This is a genomic window from Microbacterium oryzae, from assembly GCF_030406385.1.
Lineage (GTDB): Bacteria > Actinomycetota > Actinomycetes > Actinomycetales > Microbacteriaceae > Microbacterium > Microbacterium oryzae_A.
In genome coordinates, this window is record NZ_JAUEPM010000013.1 from 29,444 (window position 1) to 50,159 (window position 20,716).

At 70.5% G+C, this 20,716-nt stretch carries 24 protein-coding genes; 13 read left to right on the plus strand and 11 right to left on the minus strand.

Annotation, left to right across the window (positions count from 1 at the left end; translation table 11 throughout):
* Positions 1–53 precede the first annotated feature (53 nt).
* Entirely contained in the window at positions 54–425 is a 372-nt protein-coding gene (locus QWJ90_RS14135) for a helix-turn-helix domain-containing protein (protein WP_290108507.1), read from the minus strand.
* 235 nt (positions 426–660) lie between these two features.
* On the opposite strand from QWJ90_RS14135, the gene QWJ90_RS14140 reads away from it, so the two are divergent.
* The gene (locus QWJ90_RS14140) at positions 661–1,389 is read left to right on the plus strand and encodes a group I intron-associated PD-(D/E)XK endonuclease (RefSeq protein ID WP_290108508.1); all 729 of its coding nucleotides are present in this window, start codon (positions 661–663) and stop codon (positions 1,387–1,389) included.
* A gap of 82 nt (positions 1,390–1,471) precedes the next feature.
* Here QWJ90_RS14140 and QWJ90_RS14145 read toward each other — a convergent pair whose 3' ends face one another.
* Positions 1,472–1,879: a four-helix bundle copper-binding protein gene (locus QWJ90_RS14145; protein ID WP_290108509.1), complete on the minus strand. Its 408-nt coding sequence runs from the start codon at positions 1,877–1,879 to the stop codon at positions 1,472–1,474.
* Between the two features lie 160 nt (positions 1,880–2,039).
* Between QWJ90_RS14145 and QWJ90_RS14150 the strand changes: the two genes are divergently transcribed.
* Both QWJ90_RS14150 and QWJ90_RS14155 read left to right on the plus strand, forming a co-directional pair.
* Positions 2,040–2,423 carry a DUF1622 domain-containing protein gene (locus QWJ90_RS14150; protein WP_290108510.1) on the plus strand — a complete coding sequence of 128 codons (384 nt, stop codon included), beginning with the start codon at positions 2,040–2,042 and terminating at the stop codon, positions 2,421–2,423.
* Positions 2,424–2,517: 94 nt separating this feature from the next.
* Entirely contained in the window at positions 2,518–3,882 is a 1,365-nt protein-coding gene (locus QWJ90_RS14155) for a DUF2254 domain-containing protein (RefSeq protein ID WP_290108511.1), read from the plus strand.
* A gap of 3 nt (positions 3,883–3,885) precedes the next feature.
* Here the strand turns inward: QWJ90_RS14155 and QWJ90_RS14160 are convergent, their stop codons facing one another.
* The 3 genes from QWJ90_RS14160 to QWJ90_RS14170 form a co-directional block, all read right to left on the minus strand.
* Entirely contained in the window at positions 3,886–4,770 is an 885-nt protein-coding gene (locus QWJ90_RS14160; protein WP_290108512.1) for an NAD(P)H-hydrate dehydratase, read from the minus strand.
* The gene (locus tag QWJ90_RS14165) at positions 4,754–5,530 is read right to left on the minus strand and encodes a histidine phosphatase family protein (RefSeq protein ID WP_290108513.1); all 777 of its coding nucleotides are present in this window, start codon (positions 5,528–5,530) and stop codon (positions 4,754–4,756) included. The genes QWJ90_RS14160 and QWJ90_RS14165 overlap by 17 nt, the downstream gene beginning before the upstream one ends.
* Positions 5,531–5,591: 61 nt before the next feature.
* Positions 5,592–5,963: a TraR/DksA family transcriptional regulator gene (locus QWJ90_RS14170; protein ID WP_290108514.1), complete on the minus strand. Its 372-nt coding sequence runs from the start codon at positions 5,961–5,963 to the stop codon at positions 5,592–5,594.
* A gap of 99 nt (positions 5,964–6,062) precedes the next feature.
* Between QWJ90_RS14170 and QWJ90_RS14175 the strand changes: the two genes are divergently transcribed.
* The 7 genes from QWJ90_RS14175 (at position 6,063) to QWJ90_RS14205 (ending at position 11,657) form a co-directional block, all read left to right on the plus strand.
* The gene (locus QWJ90_RS14175; RefSeq protein WP_290108515.1) at positions 6,063–6,662 is read left to right on the plus strand and encodes an NADPH-dependent FMN reductase; all 600 of its coding nucleotides are present in this window, start codon (positions 6,063–6,065) and stop codon (positions 6,660–6,662) included.
* A gap of 27 nt (positions 6,663–6,689) precedes the next feature.
* On the plus strand, positions 6,690–7,556 hold the full coding sequence (locus QWJ90_RS14180; RefSeq protein WP_290108516.1) for a Rieske 2Fe-2S domain-containing protein: 867 nt from the start codon (positions 6,690–6,692) through the stop codon (positions 7,554–7,556).
* Positions 7,557–7,644: 88 nt separating this feature from the next.
* A complete protein-coding gene (locus tag QWJ90_RS14185; RefSeq protein ID WP_290108517.1) occupies positions 7,645–8,187 on the plus strand; it encodes a PadR family transcriptional regulator in 543 nt (180 codons plus the stop codon).
* A gap of 6 nt (positions 8,188–8,193) precedes the next feature.
* Positions 8,194–9,876, plus strand: a complete 1,683-nt coding sequence (locus tag QWJ90_RS14190; RefSeq protein WP_290108518.1) for an ABC1 kinase family protein — start codon at positions 8,194–8,196, stop codon at positions 9,874–9,876.
* 104 nt (positions 9,877–9,980) lie between these two features.
* Positions 9,981–10,322, plus strand: coding sequence for a sugar ABC transporter ATPase (locus QWJ90_RS14195; RefSeq protein ID WP_290108519.1), 342 nt, complete (start codon positions 9,981–9,983; stop codon positions 10,320–10,322).
* A 92-nt stretch (positions 10,323–10,414) separates the two neighbouring features.
* The gene (locus tag QWJ90_RS14200; RefSeq protein WP_290108520.1) at positions 10,415–11,140 is read left to right on the plus strand and encodes a DUF981 family protein; all 726 of its coding nucleotides are present in this window, start codon (positions 10,415–10,417) and stop codon (positions 11,138–11,140) included.
* Positions 11,141–11,144: 4 nt separating this feature from the next.
* Positions 11,145–11,657 carry a metallophosphoesterase family protein gene (locus QWJ90_RS14205; protein WP_290108521.1) on the plus strand — a complete coding sequence of 171 codons (513 nt, stop codon included), beginning with the start codon at positions 11,145–11,147 and terminating at the stop codon, positions 11,655–11,657.
* A 55-nt stretch (positions 11,658–11,712) separates the two neighbouring features.
* Here the strand turns inward: QWJ90_RS14205 and pgi are convergent, their stop codons facing one another.
* Positions 11,713–13,398, minus strand: coding sequence for a glucose-6-phosphate isomerase (gene pgi / locus QWJ90_RS14210; protein WP_290108522.1), 1,686 nt, complete (start codon positions 13,396–13,398; stop codon positions 11,713–11,715).
* 135 nt (positions 13,399–13,533) lie between these two features.
* On the opposite strand from pgi, the gene QWJ90_RS14215 reads away from it, so the two are divergent.
* Positions 13,534–14,001, plus strand: a complete 468-nt coding sequence (locus QWJ90_RS14215) for an SRPBCC family protein (RefSeq protein ID WP_290108523.1) — start codon at positions 13,534–13,536, stop codon at positions 13,999–14,001.
* Here the strand turns inward: QWJ90_RS14215 and QWJ90_RS14220 are convergent.
* The 5 genes from QWJ90_RS14220 to QWJ90_RS14240 all read right to left on the minus strand — a co-directional run bounded on the left by QWJ90_RS14220 (position 13,988) and on the right by QWJ90_RS14240 (position 18,625).
* The gene (locus QWJ90_RS14220) at positions 13,988–14,419 is read right to left on the minus strand and encodes an ATP-binding protein (protein WP_290108524.1); all 432 of its coding nucleotides are present in this window, start codon (positions 14,417–14,419) and stop codon (positions 13,988–13,990) included. The two genes, QWJ90_RS14215 and QWJ90_RS14220, sit on opposite strands and share 14 nt — an antisense overlap.
* A complete protein-coding gene (locus tag QWJ90_RS14225; protein ID WP_156241726.1) occupies positions 14,409–14,741 on the minus strand; it encodes an STAS domain-containing protein in 333 nt (110 codons plus the stop codon). The genes QWJ90_RS14220 and QWJ90_RS14225 overlap by 11 nt, the downstream gene beginning before the upstream one ends.
* Positions 14,738–16,696, minus strand: coding sequence for a glycosyltransferase (locus QWJ90_RS14230; RefSeq protein WP_290108527.1), 1,959 nt, complete (start codon positions 16,694–16,696; stop codon positions 14,738–14,740). Before QWJ90_RS14230 ends, QWJ90_RS14225 begins: the two co-directional genes overlap by 4 nt.
* Entirely contained in the window at positions 16,693–17,841 is a 1,149-nt protein-coding gene (locus QWJ90_RS14235; protein WP_290108529.1) for a PP2C family protein-serine/threonine phosphatase, read from the minus strand. Before QWJ90_RS14235 ends, QWJ90_RS14230 begins: the two co-directional genes overlap by 4 nt.
* Positions 17,842–17,929: 88 nt before the next feature.
* The gene (locus QWJ90_RS14240) at positions 17,930–18,625 is read right to left on the minus strand and encodes a FadR/GntR family transcriptional regulator (protein ID WP_290108530.1); all 696 of its coding nucleotides are present in this window, start codon (positions 18,623–18,625) and stop codon (positions 17,930–17,932) included.
* A gap of 111 nt (positions 18,626–18,736) precedes the next feature.
* Here QWJ90_RS14240 and QWJ90_RS14245 point away from each other — a divergent pair, with 111 nt between their 5' ends.
* Positions 18,737–20,119, plus strand: a complete 1,383-nt coding sequence (locus tag QWJ90_RS14245) for a GntP family permease (RefSeq protein ID WP_290108531.1) — start codon at positions 18,737–18,739, stop codon at positions 20,117–20,119.
* Positions 20,119–20,716, plus strand: a 598-nt coding sequence (locus QWJ90_RS14250; RefSeq protein ID WP_290108532.1) for an SDR family NAD(P)-dependent oxidoreductase, incomplete at its 3' end; no start/stop codon positions are given. The genes QWJ90_RS14245 and QWJ90_RS14250, both read left to right, overlap by 1 nt.

Sequence of the window (20,716 nt, forward strand, 5' to 3'; positions counted from 1 at the left end):
CGCACGCGGGCCCCGACTCTGCGAAAGCTCCGCGGTGAACCTACATGCAGTTCTCACGCGCTCGGCCTTGCCTGCCCCTGGCGGCCGGTCGGCGGACGAAGCGTAACTCCCGTGGCGCTGATCGCGACACGCATTGTCTCTTGGTTCACGTTGAGGCGCTTGGCGACCTGGGAGAGCGAAAGGCCGGACTCGTAGAGACGTGCCGCATCGCTCACCTGATCGGGAGTCATCGACTGGCGGCGAACCACGATCCGAGCATCGCGAAGTATCCGGAGGATGGTGGACTTGGCGACACCGAAGTCGGCGGCCAGCGCAGTGGAGGTCACGCCATCCTTATAGCGCGCGACAACAACCGCCTGATCTTCGCCGCTCAGTCGGTTCCACCCGCGCTTCACGCGAGGTTGGAGACTTCGCGCAGAACCCATGATAGAGGCGGAATTTCGCGAAGTTGAGCCGCCGTAACAGAGGTCGGTGATTTATTGGACAGAGGTAGACAATGTCGACCAAGAAGTTCCGGAACCTTCAGGGTTTCCGGGACTTTTCTGGTTGGTGAGATGCCGGTCGTCGACGACCCAATAGTTGACCTTCTCGCGGCCCTCTGGGGCGCCGCTCTCCGGCAATCTGAGTGCGCGTGTCGGTGCTCGGCCCTACTCTGCCGACATGGCAACGACGCGCACGTACTCCGACGAGCAACTGAGCCAGGCGGTGGCCGCGTCCCAGTCGTGGCGAGGAGTGCTGCGGGAACTCGGCCTCGCGGCAACTTCTGCCGCTGCGATCCGTTCGGTGCGCCATCGAGTCGACGAGCTAGGGATTGACCATCAGCACTTTCGAGGTCGGAAGTGGACGGATGACCGTCTCCGAGAGGCGGTCGCGGCATCTCGCGACTGGGCCGAGCTCAGCCGACTAGTCGATCCGACGGGAACCGTGGACAGGGCAACCGTCCGGGGCCATGCCGCGCGCCTCGGCCTGGACGTCACGCACCTAGCGGACGAGTCCAAGCCGAGGCGTCGGACGAAGGAGGAGATCCAACCGGAGAGGACCCACCTCCGGCGCGCCGGGCCCCTGCTCGCCGCCGCGTGGTTCACTCTGTGCGGTGACGACGTGTCCTGGCCGCTCGAACCCTGCCGCTACGACCTCCTGGTGCAGCGGGGCGCGGAGTTCCGACGCGTTCAGGTGAAGAGCTCTACGGTGCGGGTGGGCGACAGTTGGAAGGTGTACCTCTCCACTTCGCGAGGGACACGCCGAACGTATGACCCTGACGAAATCGACGACTTCTTCATCGTCGATGGAGACCTGCAGTATCACCTGATCCCCGTGAGCGAAGTCGGAGGCCTGCAGGCGATTCACCTGGCCGCCTACGCGCGCTTCCGGCTGGAGACGACCTTCTGAAGTTCACGAGCAGAAAGGCTCCTGCAACATGCAGAAGCCTTTCTCATGCCCGGGAGCGATCACCCCGTCGGGCGCGTCCGCCTCACCCGAGCGACGCCAGCAGCTCCTGACATGCCTGCTCGCAGCGGCGGCACGCCTCCGCGCACAGGCGGCAGTGCTCGTGCATGTCGGCGTGGCTCTCGCACTCGGCGGCGCACGCTCCGCACACCGTCGCGCAGGCCGTGACGACCGCGCGCACGGTCGCCGCGTCGAAGGCGGTCTGACGGGAGAGGATGCGCCCGGTCGCCTGGCAGATGTCCGCGCAGTCCTGGTCGGTCCGAATGCACTTCGCCATCTCGGCGACCATGTCCTCGGCGAGGCAGGCGTCCGCGCAGGAGGTGCAGGTCTGCGCGCAGTCGAAGCACGCTTCAATGCAGGCAGCGAGTTTCGCCTGGTCCACGGCGGGCTCGCCCGGATGAGTCTTCAGCATGGTCTGAACGTCGTGAGTCAACGGGTCCTCCTTCGCTGGATGGTGCCGGCGCACGCCACTCGGGGTGGATGAACCGGCCGGGGCCCCGACGATAGCCCACGTGGCCCCGGCGCGTCGACCTCTCGCGGCGATGCGGCTCTGCCCTCTAGCGTGGCCGCCGACCCAGAGGAGAGGACGAGGCATGGACTTCCAGGAGATCGTCGAGGGATTCGGCAAGGTCGTCGACGCAGCAGGGGTGATCGCCATCGTGCTGGGCGCGCTCGCCGCGGTGGTCTTCGCCATCGGCGGGATGGCCCAGCGCAAGCAGAACGTCTACGGCCGATTCCGCAGGTTCCTGGGAAGATCCATCCTGCTCGGCCTGGAATTGCTCGTCGCGGCGGACATCATCCGGACCGTTGCCGTGACGCCGAGCCTCGACAGCGTCGGCGTGCTCGCCGTGATCGTCGTCATCCGGACCTTCCTCAGCTGGTCGCTCGAGCTCGAGATCACCGGTCGATGGCCCTGGCAGAAGGCCGGGGTCGCGGAGGAGGAACAGGAGCAGCCCGCCCCTGCCCGCCCCCAGTGAGCCCCTGCCCGCTCCCAGTGAGCGCTGTCAAGCCGCTTCAGCCGGTCCGCTCCTCGCGGATGGAATGAGAGCAGCCGACCCAGAGGAGAACGCAGTGGCGCACAGTGCCGGATCCCGCCGATCGAAGTTCCGATTCTCCGCCGAGAGCGTGAGGGCCTCGATGTGGTTCTGGCCCTTCGTCTCCGCGCTCGTCTCCCTGGCCGTCGCACTGGTGCTCATCGCCTTCCCGACCGAGCGCGAGTCGTTTTGGCCGATGCTGGCATGGCCCGGTGACGCGGCCGGCGCGCTCGCGCTGCTGCAGACCGTCGCCACCTCGACGATGGCCGCCACGACGCTGACCTTCTCGGTCACGGTGGTCGCCCTGCAGCTGTCGTCGCAGCAGTTCTCCCCGCGGCTCCTTCGCCAGTTCGCGCGCGATCCCTTCACGCAGACCCTGCTGGCGCTGCTCGTGTCGACGTTCGTCGTCGCGCTCACCGGCTTCCGCGGGGTGCGCGAGGACCAGCCGCTTCCCGTTCTGCTCCTCGCTCTCACGTCGCTTCTCGGCATCTGCTCGATCGTCGGCCTGCTGGCCTTCACCGGGCACATCGTCCGCTCGCTGCGCGTGGAGACCATGATGGTCTCCGTCCGCGACGAGACGGTGGCGATCATCCAGCAGACGTATCCGGAGATCGGCGAGCCGGATGGCCTGCCCGACCCGTCGTTCGGCCCGGCCGGCAGCGGGGCGCTTCTCTTCTCCGCCCGCAGCGGCTTCCTGCTCGACGTGAAGATCGACGCCCTCGTCGCCGCCGGCCGCGAGTACCGGGTCACCTGCCAGCTCCTCGTCCGCCCCGGCGACCACATCGTGAGCGGCACGCCGCTCGCCGAGGTCTGGACGGAGGAGGGCGCCCCCGCGGCGATGGACGACGCGCTCTGTGGCGCGTTGCAGGAGACGCTGGAGCTCGGCTATGAGCGGACGGCCGAGCAGGATGTCGCGCTCGGCTTCCGTCAGCTCGCCGACATCGCAACGAAGGCGATCTCCCCGGGCATCAACGACCCCATCACGGCCGCGCACGCCATCGGCTACTGCGCGGACCTCTTCGTGCGGCTGCAGCCGCGCCGGCTCGGTCCGCAGCGGCATGACGACGAGGATGGCCGCGGCCGGCTGATCTTCCCGGACCGCGATCTCCGCTACTACCTGGACCTCGTCTGCGTGCCCATGCGCCGCTACGGGTGCGAGGATCCGACGGTGCTCTCCGCTCTCCTGCGCATGCTGCGGGATGTCGCCGCGAGCGCGCAGCTCGACGACCAGCGCCACGAGCTGTCGCGTCAGGTCGATCTCATCGTCGGCGAGGTCACCGAGGAGCGCCTCGGGGCCGACGCCGAGCGCGTGCTCGAGATGGCGCAGCATGCGCGGGCCGTGCTCGCGGGCGACCTCCGCGGCGGCTTCACCGACCGGGCGGGAGAGAGCCGTTCCGCCTGACGCTCAGGCGAGGTCGGCGATGATCCGGGGGAACCGGGCCGGCAGCTCCCCGGCCAGGTAGCCCACGCCATCCTCGCCGTGTGCGAGCTGATCGCCCGCCGCCGCGTGGACGTACGTGCCCCACACGGCAGCGTGCGCGGGGGAGATGCCGCGCGCGGCGAAGCCGGTGACCGCGCCGGCGAGCACGTCGCCGCTGCCTGAGGTGCCGAGCCCCGGACCTCCCGCCTTCAAGGTCCAGGTCGCGCCGTCGGGCGCCGCGACGAGCGCCTGCGTGGCGACCGCGGCGCCGAAGCGGCGGGCGATCTCCTGGGCGGCGCGGCGGATGCGACGCGCGTCGTCAGGCGCGATCTCCTCGCCGTCGCCGAGCAATGTGGCGAGCTCGACCGGGTTCGGTGTCAGGATCAGACGGTCGCGCAGCGGCCGCACGAGCTCCGGCTGATCGGCCACCGCGGCGAGAGCATAGGCGTCGAGCACGAAGACGAGCGCCTCGGGCGCCCCGGCGACGAGACCCGAGACGATCTCCCGCGTCGCGTCGATGTCGTCGAGCCCCGACCCGATGAGCACCGCGCTCTTCTTCTCGAGCTCGGGCAGGAGAGCGGCCGTCGCATCGCCGCGGACGGAGCCGGCGGCGTCGTCGGGCAACGGCACCACGCCCGATTCGGGCACGGCGACGGCGACACCGGCCGCCACCGAGCGCGCGACGCCGAGCGTGATCTTGCCGGCGCCGACGCGCAGGGCCGCCGTGCCCGCGAGCATGGCGGCGCCCGGGCTGCGGAGTGACCCGCCGACGACGAGCACCGTGCCGCGGTCGTACTTCGACCCGCCGGGGGAGGGCAGCCCCCACCCGCGCAGCAGGCGCGGCGAGACGCGCTCATTCCGCCGAGACATGGGACACCTCCTCGCCTGCCTCGGCCGCGCCGTCCACTCGTGGGTCGGGACGGCCGGCGTGGAGAGTCGCCTCGACGCCCTGCGCCCGCAGATGACTGACGTCGCCGACGACCGAGGCGCTCCACGTGCCCTCGGCGCCGCGCTCGAGAAGCGTGACAGACGCGTTCGGGGCGGGCGCCTCGACGGCGGCCGCGAGCACCTGATGCTCGTCCCAGCCCTCGAGGACGTAGCGGAGAAGATGGATGATCGCCTCGTGCGCGAAGACCGCGCCGGTCTCGGCGGAGCCGCCCCGCGCCTCGGTGAGGAACGAGCGGAGTCGCAGGGCGACATCCGCCCACGACTCGCCGCCCGGCGGACGGTAGAAGAACTTGCCCAGGTGAGCGCGCCGCTCGGTCTCGGAGGGGTAGCGGGCCAGCACGCCGTGCGAGGTGAGGTGGTCGAGGATGCCCAGCTCGCGATCGCGGAGGCGCTCGTCGGCCGCGGCCGGACGCTCGAGGCCCGCGGCCTCCAGCGCGCGCGCCGCCGTCTGCACGGCGCGACGGTAGGGGGACGTCCACACCGCGGTCTCGAGACCGACGCCGAGTTCGCGCAGCGCCGCGCCCAGGGCTTCCGCCTGCGCTTCGCCCGTGGGGGAGAGCGGGGTGTCGGCATCGCGGAAGGGCAGGTCGATGACCTCGTCGCCGGAGAACTCGGCGGCGCTCGCCGCCTCGTTGCCCACGCTCTCGCCGTGTCGGATCAGGATGAGCCGCTGGAGTCGCATCGTCCGAGGGTAACGACCCGTGCCATCCGCCGGCAGGGGTTGCGCTTGTCGCGCGCGGCTCCTATGTCGCGCAGGCGACGCAGGTCAGCGCGGTCGGCCGCGCCGCCAGCCTCCCCCGGGGGATGGGGCGGGCGCAGCGCTCGCAGAACCCGTAGCGGCCCTCTGCGATGCGAGTCAGCGCGGCGTCGATGTCGACCAGGCGGCTGCGCGACGCCGAGAGCAGCGTCGACGTCTGCGAGCGCTCGAAGGCGATCGTCGAGCCCTCCGGGTCGTGCTCGTCGTCGTTCGCGGTGTCCTGCGACGCCGCCACGATCGACGTGAAGGTGCCGGTGAGCGACGCGAGCAGGCACTCGGTCCGTGCGCGGTCGGCGACCAGCAGGGCGCGGAGCTCCTCGAGATCCGCATCGGTGAGAGCGCGCTCGTCCTGTGCCATCCCTCATCTTGTGGCAGGGGAGGCCCTCGCGCGCAACCCCGTGACGCCGAGCGCGAGAGCGGCTATACCGGAGACACCGACACCGGACGAAGGAGCGTCATGACCCACCGCATCGGCTACCTCGTCGGCAGCCTCTCGCACGACTCCATCAACCGCGTCCTCGCGAAGGCGCTCGTGCGACTCGCGCCCGACGAGCTGGAGCTCACCGAGATCTCCATCCGCGACCTGCCGCTGTACAACCGCGACGACGAGCTCGACCCGGATCCCGCGGTGACGGAGTTCAAGAACGCGATCGCAAGCGCCGACGGCCTGCTGTTCGTCTCGCCCGAGTACAACCGCTCCATTCCGGCGCCGCTGAAGAACGCAATCGACTGGGGATCGCGGCCGTGGGGTCAGAACTCCTTCGCCCGCAAGCCCACGGGCATCATCGGCGCGTCCCCTGGCGCCATCGGCACGGCCGTCATGCAGGCGTCGATGCGCAGCGTGCTGAGCTTCCTCGACGCCCCGCAGCTCAACGCCCCCGAGGCGTACATCACCTTCCACGCTGAGGCGTACGGCGACGACGGCGAGGTGAAGGACGCGGGCACGGAGAAGTTCCTGCGGCACTACATGGATGAGTACGCGGCGTTCGTCGAGCGCGTCCTCTCCGCCACGCTGCCGGGCCACGTCGGCGACGCCGACCCCGACACGATGCACTGACCGAGAACGGATCGAGGAGCGAACGACATGCCCCAGGCCACGGAGATGATGCGAGGCGCCCTGAGCGCGATCGGCGGCGTGAAGGGGCTCGACGTCCCCGCGAAGAAGGTGTCGGGATGGGTCACCGCCGCCACGCGCGCGACCCCGGTGAAGAATCTGCTCTCGGGCTCGTGGCTCGGGCACCAGCTGCACCCGATGCTCACCGACATCCCGATCGGCGCCTTCACCTCGGCGACGCTCCTCGACCTCTTCGGCGGGGACGACACCGCAGCGGCTTCGCGCCGGCTGGTCGGGGTGGGGATCCTCGCCTCCGCGCCCACCGCGATGTCCGGCGCATCGGACTGGTCCGACACGACCGGCGAGGACCGGCGCGTGGGTCTCGTGCACGGCGCGATGAACGGCGTCGCCACGGTCCTCCAGACCGTCTCCTGGTTCGCGCGTCGCCGCGGCCACCGCGGCCTCGGGGCCGGGCTCAGCCTCCTCGCGATGGGGCTGACCCTCGGCTCGGCCTACCTCGGCGGTCACCTCTCCTTCGCTCGCGGCGTGGGCGTGAACAACACCGCGTTCCAGGACGAGACCACGGAATGGACGGACGTGGCAGCCGACGCGGACCTCGGAGAGGGGACGCTCAACCGCGTGGACGTCGACGACGTGCCCGTGCTCCTCGTGCGGCAGCGCGGCGAGCTGCGCGCGATCTCCGCCGTCTGCTCGCACGCGGGCGGGCCGCTGGAGGAGGGCGCCCTCGACGAGAACGGCTGCGTCACCTGCCCCTGGCACGGCAGCCGCTTCGACACGGCGGACGGGGCCGTGAAGCGTGGCCCCGCGAGTGTGCCGCAGCCGCGCTGGGACGTGAAGGTGGAGGAGGGGCGCGTCCTCGTCCGGTCAGCCGGCTGAGGGTCGAGAGCCGCACGAGAACCCCTGGTGCACGGGCGCTGGACGACATATCGTCGAGTATCGTTCGACGGTCGTGAAGGAGGCCACCATGAGCAGTTCATTCCCCACCGGTCCATTCGGCGCCGGCAATCCGCTGGACGGCATGTGGCAGATGATGGACCAGCTGCGTGCATCGTTCGACAAACGCGGCAGCAGCGGTCGGATGGGTCGCGGCGACGTCCGCGCAGCCGTCCTCGCGCTGCTGGCCGAACAGCCCATGCACGGGTACCAGATCATCCGCGAGATCGAGGAGCGCAGCGGCGGCTCGTGGAAGCCGAGCGCCGGCTCGGTGTACCCGACCCTGCAGCTGCTTGCGGACGAGGGTCTCGTGACGACCGAGGAGTCGGATGGGCGCAAGACGTACATCATGACCGACCTCGGCCACGCGGAGGCCGCGAAGTCGCAGGCGCCGTGGGAGTCGTCGCACCGCGGCGAGCACGCCGGGTTCGGCGCGCTCCCGAAGGCCGGCATCGACCTCGCGCAGGCCGCCGCCCAGGTGGGTCGCACCGGAACGCTCGAGCAGGTGCAGGAGGCTGTCGGCGTCCTCGAAGACGCACGCCGTCGGCTCTACGCCATCCTCGCGCAGGGCTGAGCGCCGGTGGCATCGGCAGAGGGAGCGCCGGTCCGTCCGGCCGCGCGCTCCCGCTACCGACGCATCCTCCGATTCGCCGCCTGGAATCTCGCCGTCCAGTGGTGGTACGAGCTGCTCCTGCCGCGGATCGGGCTGCAGCGGGTCGCGGATCGCAGCCGGACGAGGCGCCTGCTGCGCTTCGCCCGGCGGTTCCGCGTGCTCGCCGTCGACCTCGGCGGCCTCATGATCAAGGTCGGCCAGTTCCTCTCATCGCGCCTGGACGTGCTGCCACCCGAGGTGACCTCGGAACTCGCCGGTCTGCAGGACGAGGTTCCCCCGGTGCCGTTCGCGGCCATCCGCACCCTCGCCGAGGCCGAGCTCGGGGTGCCGTTCGAGCGGGCCTTCGCCGAGATCGAGGAGCGGCCCATCGCCGCGGCGTCGCTCGGGCAGGCCCACCGCGCGCGCCTTCGGGCGGATGACGCCGCCGAGACGGGCATCGCCGACGTCGTCGTGAAGGTGCAGCGGCCCGGGATCGACGAGATCGTCGCGGTCGACCTGGCCGCACTGCGGCGGGTGGGCGGGTGGCTGAGCCGCGTCCGCGCGGTGTCCTCGCGTGTCGACGCTCCCGCTCTCGTGGCCGAGTTCGCCGCCACCTCCCTGGAGGAGATCGACTATCTCCATGAGGCCGCCGCGTCGGAGCGCTTCGCGGGGGATTTCGCCGGAGACGCGCGCGTGGCCATCCCCGCCGTCATCTGGGAGCGGACGACCAGACGCGTCCTCACCCTCGAGGATGTCACGGCGATCAAGATCACCCACGCCGAGGGGCTCCGTGCGGCGGGGATCGATCCGGCCGCCGTGGCGCCGGTCTTCGCGGCGGTCATGTTCGACCAGATGTTCGGCACGGGCTACTTCCACGCCGATCCGCACCCCGGGAACATCTTCGTCACGCCCGGTGCCGACGGCAGCTGGAAGCTGACGTTCATCGACTTCGGGATGATGGGCGCGGTCCCCGACTCGACGCGCCGGGGTCTCCGTCGGCTCCTCATCGCGGCTGCCGCACGGGATGGCGGTGGTCTCGTCGCCGCGGTGCAGGACGTCGGTGCGCTGCTGCCCTCGGCCGACACCGCCGAGCTCGAACGGGCCATGACGCAGCTGTTCGCGCGCTTCGGGGGGATGGGCTTCGCCCAGCTCCGCGAGGTCGACCCGCGGGAGTTCCGCGACTTCGCGACGGAGTTCGGCGACCTGGTGCGCTCGCTCCCCTTCCAGCTGCCGGAGAACTTCCTCCTCGTCATCCGCGCCGCCTCCCTCACCTCAGGCGTGTGCAGCGCGCTCGATCCGCAGTTCAACCTCTGGGACTCCGTCGAACCGTACGCCGCACAGCTCCTCCGCGATGAGCGGCGCAACGTGATGCGGGACGCCGCGAAGGAGGCGGTGGAGGTGGCCGGGGTCGCCCTGCGCCTGCCGCAGCGGGTCGACCGGCTCGCCGCCCGGCTCGAGGACGGCTCGATCGCGGTGACCACGCCGAGCGTGGAGCGATGGCTCGCGCGCCTGGAGAGCCGGCTGCGCCGACTCATGTCCGCCATCCTCTTCGGGGCTCTGGTGCTCTCCGGCGCCATCCTGCAGGCCGCCGACGTCGACCTGGGTGCGTGGCTCATGGGCGCCTCGGTGCTGCCGCTGCTGCATGCGCTGCTGGCGAGCCGGCGTCGCTGACGCCCGGTACCGCGCACGCCTTCGACGCGTCAACCCCGTGACCTGGGCGCGAAGCGCGCGCAGAGTGGAGGCATCGCAAGCACCGCCGACAGAGGAGGACGACCATGGACGCCGAACCGCGCGACAGCCACATCGTCGATGACCCCGACGCCATCCAGCCCATTCGCGAGGGCGAGGCGACGTCGTACCCCGATCCCTCCGACGACCCGGCGCAGGCCGAGTGGGAGCGCACCGAGGCCCTCGACGCCGGCGAGCCGGTCGGCCCGGACGGCGCCATCGACACCGCGACGGGTGCGGACCCCGACGAGCTGGCTTCCGACGAGGACCAGATCCCGCGGATCGACCAGCCCGAGGCGGGCCTCCAGCCCGAGAGCCAGGCCGACGACCCGCTCATCGCGGAGCTCGGGGAGGACGGCGAGGGCGACCTCGCACCCGAGGACATCTGACTCCGAAGGCCGCGGTCCGCATCGAGCGGGCCGCGGCCTCCGTGCGCCCCTGCGCGGCGAAGAGCCGTCACGACTGACGAGAAGGACAACCGTTGCACTCCACCGAAGCGGGGGGTCTGGTCATCGACTGGACCCAGATGCCCACCTACAACACGATCATGTCCCTCGCGGCGGGGGCCGGGCTCATCCTGCTCGTCGCCCTCGGCCGCGCGCTGGTGCGGGAGAAGGAGGTCGTGTCCGACGGGTGGGCGCTCGCCGCGGGCGTGCCGGGCTTCATCCTCACCCTGACCGGCGCGCACATGACGCTGACGTGGCCCTTCGCCGCGTACTTCCCGTTCGACAACATCATCTTCGGCGAGACCAGCCTCGGGCTCGGCGTGCTGCTGCTCGCCGCGGCCTTCTTCCTCTGGCGCCGCGCCGATCGCATCCGCGAGGCCGCCGATCCTGCCGCGTACGTCGCCGCGGTCGCGCGGCCGCTCGGGGTCTTCGTGTTCGGGCTCGGCCTGGCGCTCTTCGCGATCGCGGCCGCGGGACTCGTCTTCCAGCTCTTCGCGGCACCGCCCGAGGAGCCCATCTCCGGCGCATTCGCGGACTACCCGTGGGTCGAGGCGATCTTCATGTCGGGGCTTTTCGCCCTCGTCGGCGTCGGCAGCGTGCTCTTCCCGTTCGCGCTGAAGGGTTTCTCCTCGCACGGGAAGCCGCGGCCCGTCACGGTCGTCATGGCCGCCGCGTGGCTCCTCTCGGGAGCGGCCTTCGTCGGCTTCGGCGCGCTGAACTTCTTCACGCACATCGGCCTGATCATCAACACGATGGGATGACCGCATGGTGACGCGGCTGCTCCTCCTCTCCGACACGCACGTGCCCGCGCGGGCGAAGCGCCTCTCCGATGAGGTCTGGCGCGCGGTCGACACGGCGGACGTCGTCGTGCACGCCGGCGACTGGGTCGACGTCGCCACGCTCGACGCGCTGGAGAAGCGCGCGTCGCGCCTCATCGCCGTGTGGGGCAACAACGACGGCGCCGTTCTGCGAGCGCGTCTGCCCGAGGTCGCCGTCGAGTCCGTCGAGGGGCTGCGGATGGCCGTGGTCCACGAGACGGGAGCGGCGCGCGGTCGGGAGGAGCGGATGGACGCCGCCTACGGAGACCGCCGGATCGACGTGCTCGTCTTCGGTCACAGCCACATCCCGTGGGACTCCACGACTCCGGGCGGTATGCGGCTGCTGAACCCCGGCTCGCCGACCGACCGGCGGCGCCAGCCCGTGTGCACGATCATGACCGCGGTGGTCGACGGGGGCGAGCTGCGCGATGTGGAGATCGTGCCCGTACCTCGCGCATGACGGTCGAGCGCATGACAGAGGGGGCCGGCCACGTGGCCGGCCCCCTCATCGTGTGTCAGTGCTTCCGCTGCTCGCGGTAGTACGCGAGGAGCGCCTGGGTCGACTGGTCCTGCGCCTCGAGCGCCTCCTCGTCGCCCTCGAGCGCGGGGGCGATCTGCAGCGCCAGCTGCTTGCCGAGCTCCACGCCCCACTGATCGAAGGAGTTGATGCCCCAGATCGCGCCCTGCGTGAAGACGATGTGCTCGTACAGCGCGATGAGCTGACCGAGCACGGCGGGCGTCAGCGCCGGCGCGAAGATCGACGTCGTGGGCCGGTTGCCGGGGAACGTGCGCGCCGCGACGAGGGGCCCGGTCGTGCCCTCGGCCTCGACCTCGTCGGCGGTCTTGCCGAACGCGAGCGCCTTCGTCTGTGCGAGGAAGTTCGCCAGCAGCAGCCCGTGCACATCGCGCCCGCCGTCCTGCAGCGGGTACGCGGGGTTCGCGAACGCGATGAAGTCGGCGGGGATGAGCCGAGTGCCCTGGTGGATCAGCTGGTAGAACGCGTGCTGGCCGTTGGTGCCGGGCTCGCCCCAGAAGATCTCGCCGGTGTCGGTGGTGACGGGGGAGCCGTCCCATCGGACGGACTTGCCGTTCGACTCCATCGTGAGCTGCTGAAGGTACGCGGCGAAGCGATTCAGCTGCTGCGCGTAGGGGAGAACGGCATGCGACTGCGCGCCGAGGAAGTTCGTGTACCAGACGTTGAGGAGGCCCATGAGGACGGGCACATTCTGCGCGATCGGGGTGGTGCGGACGTGCTCGTCGACGGCGTGGAAGCCAGCCAGCAGCTCGCGGAACGCCTCCGGTCCGAGCACGATCGCGAGCGACGTGCCGATGGCGGAGTCGACGGAGTAGCGGCCGCCGACCCAGTCCCAGAAGCCGAACGCGTTCGCGGGGTCGATCCCGAAGTCGGCGACCTTGTCCAGGGCGGTCGACACCGCGACGAAGTGATGCGCGACGGCGTCGGTGTGCGCGGCCTCGTCGGAGGAGATCGCGCCCTTCTCCTCGAGCTGCGCCCACAGCCAGTCACGTGCGAGCCGCGCGTTGGTCAGCGTCTCGAGGGTCGTGAACGTCTTCGACGCGACGATGAAGAGCGTGGTCTCCGCGTCGAGGTCGGCCACCTTCTGCGCCAGGTCGGTGGGGTCGATGTTGGAGATGAAGCGCGCCTGGATGCCCGCGTCGGCATACGGCTCCAGTGCCTCGTAGACCATGACCGGCCCGAGGTCGGAGCCGCCGATGCCGATGTTGACGACGTGCGTGACGCGCTTGCCGGTCACGCCGCGCCACTCGCCGCTGCGGACGCGGTCGGCGAATGCGGACACCTTCTCCAGAACCGCCTGCACGTCGGCGTCGACGTGCTGGCCGTCGACGACGAGCGCGGGCTCCGCACCGGCGGGGCGGCGCAGAGCGGTGTGCAGCACCGCGCGGTCCTCGGTGGTGTTGATGTGAGCGCCCTCGAGCATCGCGGCGAAGCGCTCCGCCACGCCCGTCTGCTCGGCGAGGCGCACGAGCGAGGCGAGGATGTCGTCGGTCACGAGGTTCTTGGAGAGATCCACGTGCAGATCGGCGAGCGGCAGGCTCAGCCGCTCCGCGCGTGCGGAATCGGCGGCGAACCAGCCGCGGAGGTCGGGGGTGAAGCCCGCGCGATGCGCGTCGAGCTCGGCCCAGGCCGATGTGGACGTGGGGTCGACAGGAGCAGCGGTCATGCTGCAACCGTACCGATTGCACGGCCGGGGCGCTCCGCTCGTCGCGCTCGGGCCCCGGGTGTGTCAAGCCCTGCGCTCCGCTCCGCGTGTCGGCCTAGCGTGAGAACACGAGCCGAACGAACGGGAAGGTCGACCATGTCGAGCAATGTGCGCGAGATCCGCTGCAGCCCCGAGACGCTGTTCCGCGTCCTCGGTGACGGATGGCTGTACCCCGTCTGGGTGGTCGGTGCGTCGCGCATGCGTCAGGTCGAGGCCGAGTGGCCGCAGACCGGTTCGCGGCTCCACCACTCCTTCGGCAGCTGGCCCGCGCTCATCGACGACACCACCGTGTGCCTGGAGTGGGACCCGCCGCACCGGATGGTGCTGCAGGCCCGCGGATGGCCGATCGGCGAGGCGAAGGTGACGATCGAGGTGAAGCCGCGCGGCGAGGGCTCGGTGGTCCGCATTCTCGAGCGCGCCGACGAGGGGCCGGGCACGCTCATCCCGCAGTTCCTCATGGACCCGATGCTGCACGCGCGCAACAACGAGACCCTCCGCCGACTGGCGTTCCTCGCCGAGGGGCACGCCGACCGGCAGCGCTCCTCGGCGCCTACGAGCGAGTGACCCCGCCGCGGCGGATGAGCAGCCAGATGTTGCCGTCCTCGTCCGACCGATGCTCGAGGCGATCGAGCGTGGCCTGAGCGAGAGCGAGCCCGCGGCCGGACTCCGCCTCGTCACCCGGCATGCCGACGGTCGACCAGTCGATCTGCACGGGCGCCGCGGTGTCCTTGATCACCGCGCGCAGCATCTCCTCGCTCACCTCGAGCTCGGCGGACGTCACCAGGTCCGGAGCGCCGGGCGCGTGCGTGGCGACGTTCGTCACGATCTCCGACACCGCCAGAGTGAAGAGCATGCGGTCCTCATCGGCGACGTCGGGGGCCTCGTCCCACAGCTTCTCGAGGGCGTCGAGGACGGCGTCGACGAACGTGAGATCCGCGCGTCCCTCGACGCGCGCGCAGCGGGTGCGGTCGTCAGCGGACATCGAACGCCGATTCCACCGACTCGTGCTCGCGCAGCACGCGATCGAGGTTCGTCAGCTTCATGACCGAGCGCACGCCCGCCGGCACCTGGGCGATGCGGAGGTCGCCGCCCGCCACGCGCGCGGTCTTCAGGCCGCTGATGAGGGCGCCGAGCCCAGAGGAGTCGACGAACTCCGTCGCGCCGAGGTCGACGACGATCTGCGCGTGCCCGGCGTCGACGAGCTCCTTCACGGCATCCCGCAAGCGCGGCGCGCCGGAGGCCGTCAGCCTCCCGGTGATCGTCACGACGGCGTAGCGCCGGCGGATGTCGGTGGTCAGGTTCATGCTGCTGCCTCTCGGTCGGGAGCGGGTGCGGGGGCGGGGCCGCGGTAGAAGGCCGCCTGGAGGATGACGCTGAGCACCACGAGGTCGTACGCGACCCAGGCCGTGTTGACGAGCGTGCCGAGACCATCCGCGGTTCCGACGAACACGCGCACGGCCCCGATGGCGAGCGCCACGACGAGCACGCCCATGGCTGTGAGCTGCGGCCAGATCTGACGCCACGGGACGCCGTTCGGGTCGCGGCCGTCCTTCTTGGTGACCGCGAAGCCGAGCGGCTGCTTCAGCACGACGTTGGCGAACGCCGTCCAGCACGCGCGGATCCACACCGGGAAGAGCGCGAGGGAGTACTGCTGGCCGCGCCATGTCTTCATGCCGCGGCCGACCACGAGGAAGAGCAGCTGGTTGACGAGGAACGCCGGCAGGAACCGGGCGAAGAAGTCCACCGACCATGCCGTCACCGGGAGCACGCCGAAGACGAGGTAGACGACAGGCGCGGCGATGTAGATCAGCGCGGTGAAGCCGGACAGATAGCTCCACATGGTCGCGAAGTACATGAGACGCTGCCCACCCGACAGCCCGCGCTTCACGAGCGGGTTGTCGCGCAGCATCACCTGCAGCGTGCCCTGCGCCCATCGGAGGCGCTGCGTGAGCATGGTCCGGAGGTCCTCGGGGGCGAGGCCGCGGGCGAGGATCTCGTGGTGATAGACGCTGCGCCACCCCAGCGCGTGCAGCTGCATCGCCGTCGCCATGTCCTCGGTGACCGAGATGGTCGCGAGCGGGAGGACCGGCTGGGCCTCATCGGAGCGGTCGATCCGCAGGGCGTCGACGAGACCGGCCACCGCCTCGAGCGCGCCGAGCGGGGAGAGGTCGGCGGCGGCGAAGGCGTCGAGGGCCGCATCGTCGACGACGACCGCATCGAGCTCTGCGTCCCGCTCGACGGGCAGGCTGCGGATGATGTCGAGGTCATCGCGGATGCCGGCCATGTCGTGCGTGAGCAGACGCAGCGACGCCTGGTCGACCACGGCCCGCAGGGAGAACGTGATGTCGGCCACCGGCTCGCCCTGCGCGAGCGCCGCCCGGGCCTTGATGATCTCGTCGCGCACGGCGACGAGCTCCTCGCGGAGCTCGGGGTCGTCCGTCGCGCGGATCTCGCGCCGCATCAGCGCCTCGGAGGCGCGGAGGGCGCGCGCGGTGGAGTCAGCCACATCGCGCACGTACCCGACGATGCCGAGCTGCATGAGCGCCTCGCGGCGGAGGATCGCGTTCGATCCGCAGAAGAACGCGGCGTTCCAGCCATCCTTTCCCTGCTGGATCGGACCGTAGAACAGCGGCGCCTGGCTGCCGAGCGGGTCGGCCTCGTCGACGTTCGAGAACCACTGGGGGGTCTGCACGAGCGCGACCTCCGGGTCGTCCGCGAAGTAGCCCAGCGTGCGATGCAGGATGAGCGGATCGGGCACCTGGTCGGCGTCGAGGATGAGGAGGAACTCCCCGTCGGTCTGGAAGAGGGCGTTGTTGAGGTTGCCGGCCTTGGCGTGGCGCGGCTTGCCGTCCCAATCCTCAGAGCGGCGGATATAGCCGATACCCGCCTCCGCCGCGGCCTGCTCGAGCTCGGCGCGAGCGCCGTCGTCGAGGATCCACGTCTCATGCGGGTACGCGATGCGCTTCGCGGCGACCGCCGTGTGCATCACCATCTCGATCGGCTCGTTGTAGGTCGTGATGAAGACGTCGACGGTGCCCTGCGGGTCGGATGTCGGCGCCGGCCGATCACGGGCGCGCCACATCGTGAGGCAGAACAGCACGGTGTCGATGACGCTGTAGGTCTCGGCCATCACGAGCGGAACAGCGATCCACCACGCCTCCCAGTTCACCGAGGCGAGCCACCGCCAGGCGACGTAGTTCACGCCCAGCAGGACCGACAGCACCGCCAGGACGCGGATGGCCGCGAAGCGCCCGTTCATGCGTCGCGCCTGACGACGACCACGGAGATGTCGTCGATCGCGTCTTCCACGAGGCGCAGGGCCTCGTCCACCGCGCCCGCCGGCCCGCGCTCGTCGAGGATCCGGGCAACGTGCCCGAAGGGGTCTTCGGGATCCAGCACGTCGAGAAGACCGTCGCTGCAGCAGAGGAGCGCGTCGCCGGACTCGAGGACCGCGTGAGCGACCTCCCGGTCTTCCGGAGGGACCATCCCCATGCCCAGCGGAAGTCCGGTCGAGCGCACGGGCAGCCAGGAGCCGTCCGCGCGCATGACGAAGGCGAGGCTGTGTCCGGCGTCGACGAGCTCGACAGCACCGGTCTCCACGTGAACGTCGGCGTGCACGGCGGTGACGAACATCGTCATGTCGCCGAGGTCCTCCTCGAGCAGGCGGTCCACCTCGGCGACGGCGGCGACGAGGGACCGAGAGGGTGCGGTGCGGAGCGACGCGCGCACAGCCGAGGCGATCAGGGCGGGGCCCGTGCCCTTGCCCATGACGTCGGCGAGGGTGAGCCGGATGCGCCCGTCGCGCAGGCCCAGGTCATAGAAGTCGCCCGAGACGCGACCCCGGGCGGCCGAGCCGCCGGCGACCGTGTAGCCGGGCACCTTCGGCAGCTGACGCGGCGTGAGGTTGCGCTGCACGAGTGCGGCGTGGTCGAGCTCCTGCTCGTTCGCCAGCTCGGTCTGCACCCAGAGGGCGAGGTCTCCCAGCAGTCTCCGCTCGTCGTCGTCGAAGTCGCGGGGCTGCGTGTCGAGCAGGCACAGCGTGCCGATCGGCTCGCCGCCCGGCGCATGCAGCGGCTGACCAGCGTAGAAGCGCAGGTGCGGGTCGCCCGCGACGAACGGGTTCTCGGCGAACCGCTCGGTCGTCGACGCGTCCTCGACCACGAGGGTGGCGTCCTGGCGCACAGTCGCGTCGCAGAAGGCGTCCTCGCGAGGGGCCTCCCGTCCGCCGAGGCCGATCTCCGACTTGCGCCATTGCCGATCGCGATCGATGAGGGTGACGCTCACCATCGGAACGCCGAAGATGTCCTTCGCGAGCCGCGTGATGCGGTCCACGCGCTCATCCGGCGGCGTGTCCAGCACCCCCAGCGCGTCGAGTGCCTGCTGTCGCCGTCGTTCGTCGATCATCCCCCGCCTTCCGATGGTCTTCCCGATATCCTAGGCAGACCCGGGAGAGCGCCTTGAGGGTTGACACCCCCGCCGGAGTCGGCCAGGGTCAGGTGCCGTGGTCGGCGATCTCCTGCCAGACCGTCCGCATGTGCGAACGGGAATGCCGTTCCGCCGCGTCGGCGTCCGCGGCGGCGATCGCCTGAGCCGTTCGCACGTGCTGCTCCAGGGTGCCGGGGGCGGGTGTGCCGGGGGTGAGGCCGAGGTGCGCGCGCCCGGTGAGCACATCGTGCACGGGGGTCACGAGTGCCGTGAGCAGCGGGTTCCCCGACGCCTCGAGCAGGGTCCCGTGAAAGGCGAGGTCGGTCCGCAGGTAGTCGGGCGAGTCGCCGCGGCCCTGCGCGCCGAGCTCCTGCAGGCGCTCGGCCAGGCGCCGCAGCTCCGCCCGCTGCGCCGCCGTCGCCCGCGCGGCGGCGAGACGAGCGGCCATCGGCTCCACCGACACCCGCAGCTCCATGAGCGCCTCGAGCTGCTGCTGCCGGAACGGCCCGTCGAGATTCCAGCGGATGAGCTGCGGGTCGAACGCGTCCCACTGCTGCCGTGGCTGCACCGTGATGCCGACCCGGCGGCGCGAGGCGACCATCCGGATGCTCTCCAGCACGCGCACGGCTTCGCGGACGACGGTCCGGGATGCCCCGTACTCGCCCTCGATCTGCGCGAGCGTGAAGACGGAACCGGGGCGCGGGTCTCCGGAGGCGATGCGGCGCCCCAGGTCGTCCAGCACATCCCCGTGCACGCGCGCCATCCCGCTCCCTCGCTCGCCCGTTACGTAGTATCTTATCTGCCTATTAAGTAGTACCTTTTCTGCCCGGTGAGCGCGATACGCGTTCCATCCCTCGATTCAACGGAGAACCCCATGGAAGACTGGACTCAGACGATGGGCGCCGGGCCATTGCTCGCCATCGCGGCCGCGGCCGTCGCGCTCATCCTCTTCCTCGTCATCAAGGTGCGGCTGCACGCCTTCCTCGTGCTCATCGTCGTCTCGCTGTTGACGGCGATCGCGACGGGCATCCCGATGAGCGCCCTCGTCAACGACGTCCTGGTCGCGAACTTCGGCTCCACGCTGGGATCGGTCGCGCTGCTCATCGGGCTCGGCGCCATCCTCGGCCGCCTCATCGAGTCGAGCGGCGGGGCGAAGGTCATCGCCGAGAAGATGGTGTCGATCTTCGGCGAGAAGCGCGCGGCCTTCGCCCTCGGCGTCACCTCGCTCATCCTCGGCTTCCCGATCTTCTTCGACGCCGGCCTCGTCGTCATGCTGCCGATCATCTTCGCCGTCGCGCGTCGCATCGGCGGCAAGAACCTGCTCCTCTACGGATTCTCCGGCGCGGCCGCCTTCTCGGTCATGCACGTCTTCCTGCCGCCGCACCCGGGCCCGGTGTCGGCGACGGAGTTCTTCGAGGCCGACCTCGGCATCGTCCTGCTCCTCGGCCTCGTCATCGCCTTCCCGACCTGGTACCTCTCCGGCTACCTCTGGGGCAAGTTCGTCAACTCGCGCTACCCGATGATCGTGCCGGCCCTCTTCGGCTCCACCGACGACGACCAGCCGCAGAACCCGCCGAAGGCGTCGACGGTCATCTGGATTCTCGTGCTCCCGCTCGTGCTCATCTTCATGAACACCGGCCTCAACGCGCTCGGCTCGGTCGGCGCTGTCGACCGCGACGAGACCTGGGTGCAGGCGCTCATGCTCATCGGCACCTCGCCGGTCGCGCTCCTCATCACGTCGTTCGTGGCGCTGCTCGTGCTCGGCAAGTTCCGCGGCGAGAACGGCTCCGCCCTCGAGAAGCTCGTGGAGGGCACGCTGGGAACGGTCGCCTCGGTCATCCTCATCACCGGCGCCGGCGGCATGTTCGGCGGGGTCCTGCGGGCGTCGGGCATCGGCGACGCGCTCTCGGGCACGCTCTCCGACCTGGGCCTGCCGATCATCTTCGCCGCCTACATCATCGCCGTCGCGCTCCGTGTCGCGCAGGGCTCGGCCACCGTCGCACTCGTCACCACCGCGGGCCTGCTCGCGCCGGCCGTCATCGACGGCGGGTTCAGCGCCATCGACACCGCCGCGATCACCCTAGCCGCCGCGGCGGGCTCGGTGTTCGCCAGCCACGTCAACGACTCCGGCTTCTGGCTTGTCGGGCGCCTCATGAACATGGACGTCAAGACGACGCTGAAGACCTGGACGGTGCAGCAGGCCATCGAGTCCGTCGTCGGATTCGTGCTCGTTCTCATCGTCTTCGCGATCTTCTGATGACGGACATCTTCGACGTCTCTGGTCGCTTGGCTCTGGTGACGGGTTCGTCGCGGGGTCTTGGCCGTTCGCTGGCTTTGGCGCTCGCGGAAGCGGGTGCGGAGGTGGTGTTGCATGGTCGGGACCGGGATGCGCTCGCTGGGACGCGCGATGTGCTGGCGGAGGTGACGGGTCGGGAGCCGGGCATGGCGGTTTTCGATGTGACGGACGCGGCGGCGGTGGAGCGGGGTGTTGCGGAGCTCGTGGGTGAGTGGGGTGTGCCGGACATTCTGGTGAACAATGCGGGCGTGCAGCGGCGGGCGCCGTTTTCGGAGTTCGCGGTGGCGGACTGGGATGCGGTGGTGTCGGCGAACTTGTCGAGTGTGTTCTATGTGTCGCGGTTCGTGACGCCGGGGATGGTTGAGCGCGGGTCGGGGAAGGTTGTGAACATCGGGTCGGTGCAGTCGCTGCTGGCGCGGCAGACGATCGCTCCGTATTCGGCGTCGAAGGGCGGGGTGGCGATGCTGACGAAGGGGATGGCGGCGGATCTTGCGCGGTTCAATGTGCAGGTCAACGCGATCTCGCCGGGGTACTTCGCGACGGAGATGAATCGGGCGC

Excerpts from the sequence above, each read along its gene's own strand:
- QWJ90_RS14135 (WP_290108507.1), bottom strand. The coding sequence starts at position 425 with ATGGGTTCTGCGCGAAGTCTCCAACCTCGCGTGAAGCGCGGGTGGAAC.
- QWJ90_RS14140 (WP_290108508.1), top strand. The coding sequence starts at position 661 with ATGGCAACGACGCGCACGTACTCCGACGAGCAACTGAGCCAGGCGGTG.
- QWJ90_RS14150 (WP_290108510.1), top strand. The coding sequence starts at position 2,040 with ATGGACTTCCAGGAGATCGTCGAGGGATTCGGCAAGGTCGTCGACGCA.
- QWJ90_RS14160 (WP_290108512.1), bottom strand. The coding sequence starts at position 4,770 with ATGTCTCGGCGGAATGAGCGCGTCTCGCCGCGCCTGCTGCGCGGGTGG.
- QWJ90_RS14165 (WP_290108513.1), bottom strand. The coding sequence starts at position 5,530 with ATGCGACTCCAGCGGCTCATCCTGATCCGACACGGCGAGAGCGTGGGC.
- QWJ90_RS14170 (WP_290108514.1), bottom strand. The coding sequence starts at position 5,963 with ATGGCACAGGACGAGCGCGCTCTCACCGATGCGGATCTCGAGGAGCTC.
- QWJ90_RS14175 (WP_290108515.1), top strand. The coding sequence starts at position 6,063 with ATGACCCACCGCATCGGCTACCTCGTCGGCAGCCTCTCGCACGACTCC.
- QWJ90_RS14180 (WP_290108516.1), top strand. The coding sequence starts at position 6,690 with ATGCCCCAGGCCACGGAGATGATGCGAGGCGCCCTGAGCGCGATCGGC.
- QWJ90_RS14185 (WP_290108517.1), top strand. The coding sequence starts at position 7,645 with ATGAGCAGTTCATTCCCCACCGGTCCATTCGGCGCCGGCAATCCGCTG.
- QWJ90_RS14195 (WP_290108519.1), top strand. The coding sequence starts at position 9,981 with ATGGACGCCGAACCGCGCGACAGCCACATCGTCGATGACCCCGACGCC.
- QWJ90_RS14205 (WP_290108521.1), top strand. The coding sequence starts at position 11,145 with ATGGTGACGCGGCTGCTCCTCCTCTCCGACACGCACGTGCCCGCGCGG.
- pgi (WP_290108522.1), bottom strand. The coding sequence starts at position 13,398 with ATGACCGCTGCTCCTGTCGACCCCACGTCCACATCGGCCTGGGCCGAG.
- QWJ90_RS14215 (WP_290108523.1), top strand. The coding sequence starts at position 13,534 with ATGTCGAGCAATGTGCGCGAGATCCGCTGCAGCCCCGAGACGCTGTTC.
- QWJ90_RS14220 (WP_290108524.1), bottom strand. The coding sequence starts at position 14,419 with ATGTCCGCTGACGACCGCACCCGCTGCGCGCGCGTCGAGGGACGCGCG.
- QWJ90_RS14225 (WP_156241726.1), bottom strand. The coding sequence starts at position 14,741 with ATGAACCTGACCACCGACATCCGCCGGCGCTACGCCGTCGTGACGATC.
- QWJ90_RS14230 (WP_290108527.1), bottom strand. The coding sequence starts at position 16,696 with ATGAACGGGCGCTTCGCGGCCATCCGCGTCCTGGCGGTGCTGTCGGTC.
- QWJ90_RS14235 (WP_290108529.1), bottom strand. The coding sequence starts at position 17,841 with ATGATCGACGAACGACGGCGACAGCAGGCACTCGACGCGCTGGGGGTG.
- QWJ90_RS14240 (WP_290108530.1), bottom strand. The coding sequence starts at position 18,625 with ATGGCGCGCGTGCACGGGGATGTGCTGGACGACCTGGGGCGCCGCATC.
- QWJ90_RS14245 (WP_290108531.1), top strand. The coding sequence starts at position 18,737 with ATGGAAGACTGGACTCAGACGATGGGCGCCGGGCCATTGCTCGCCATC.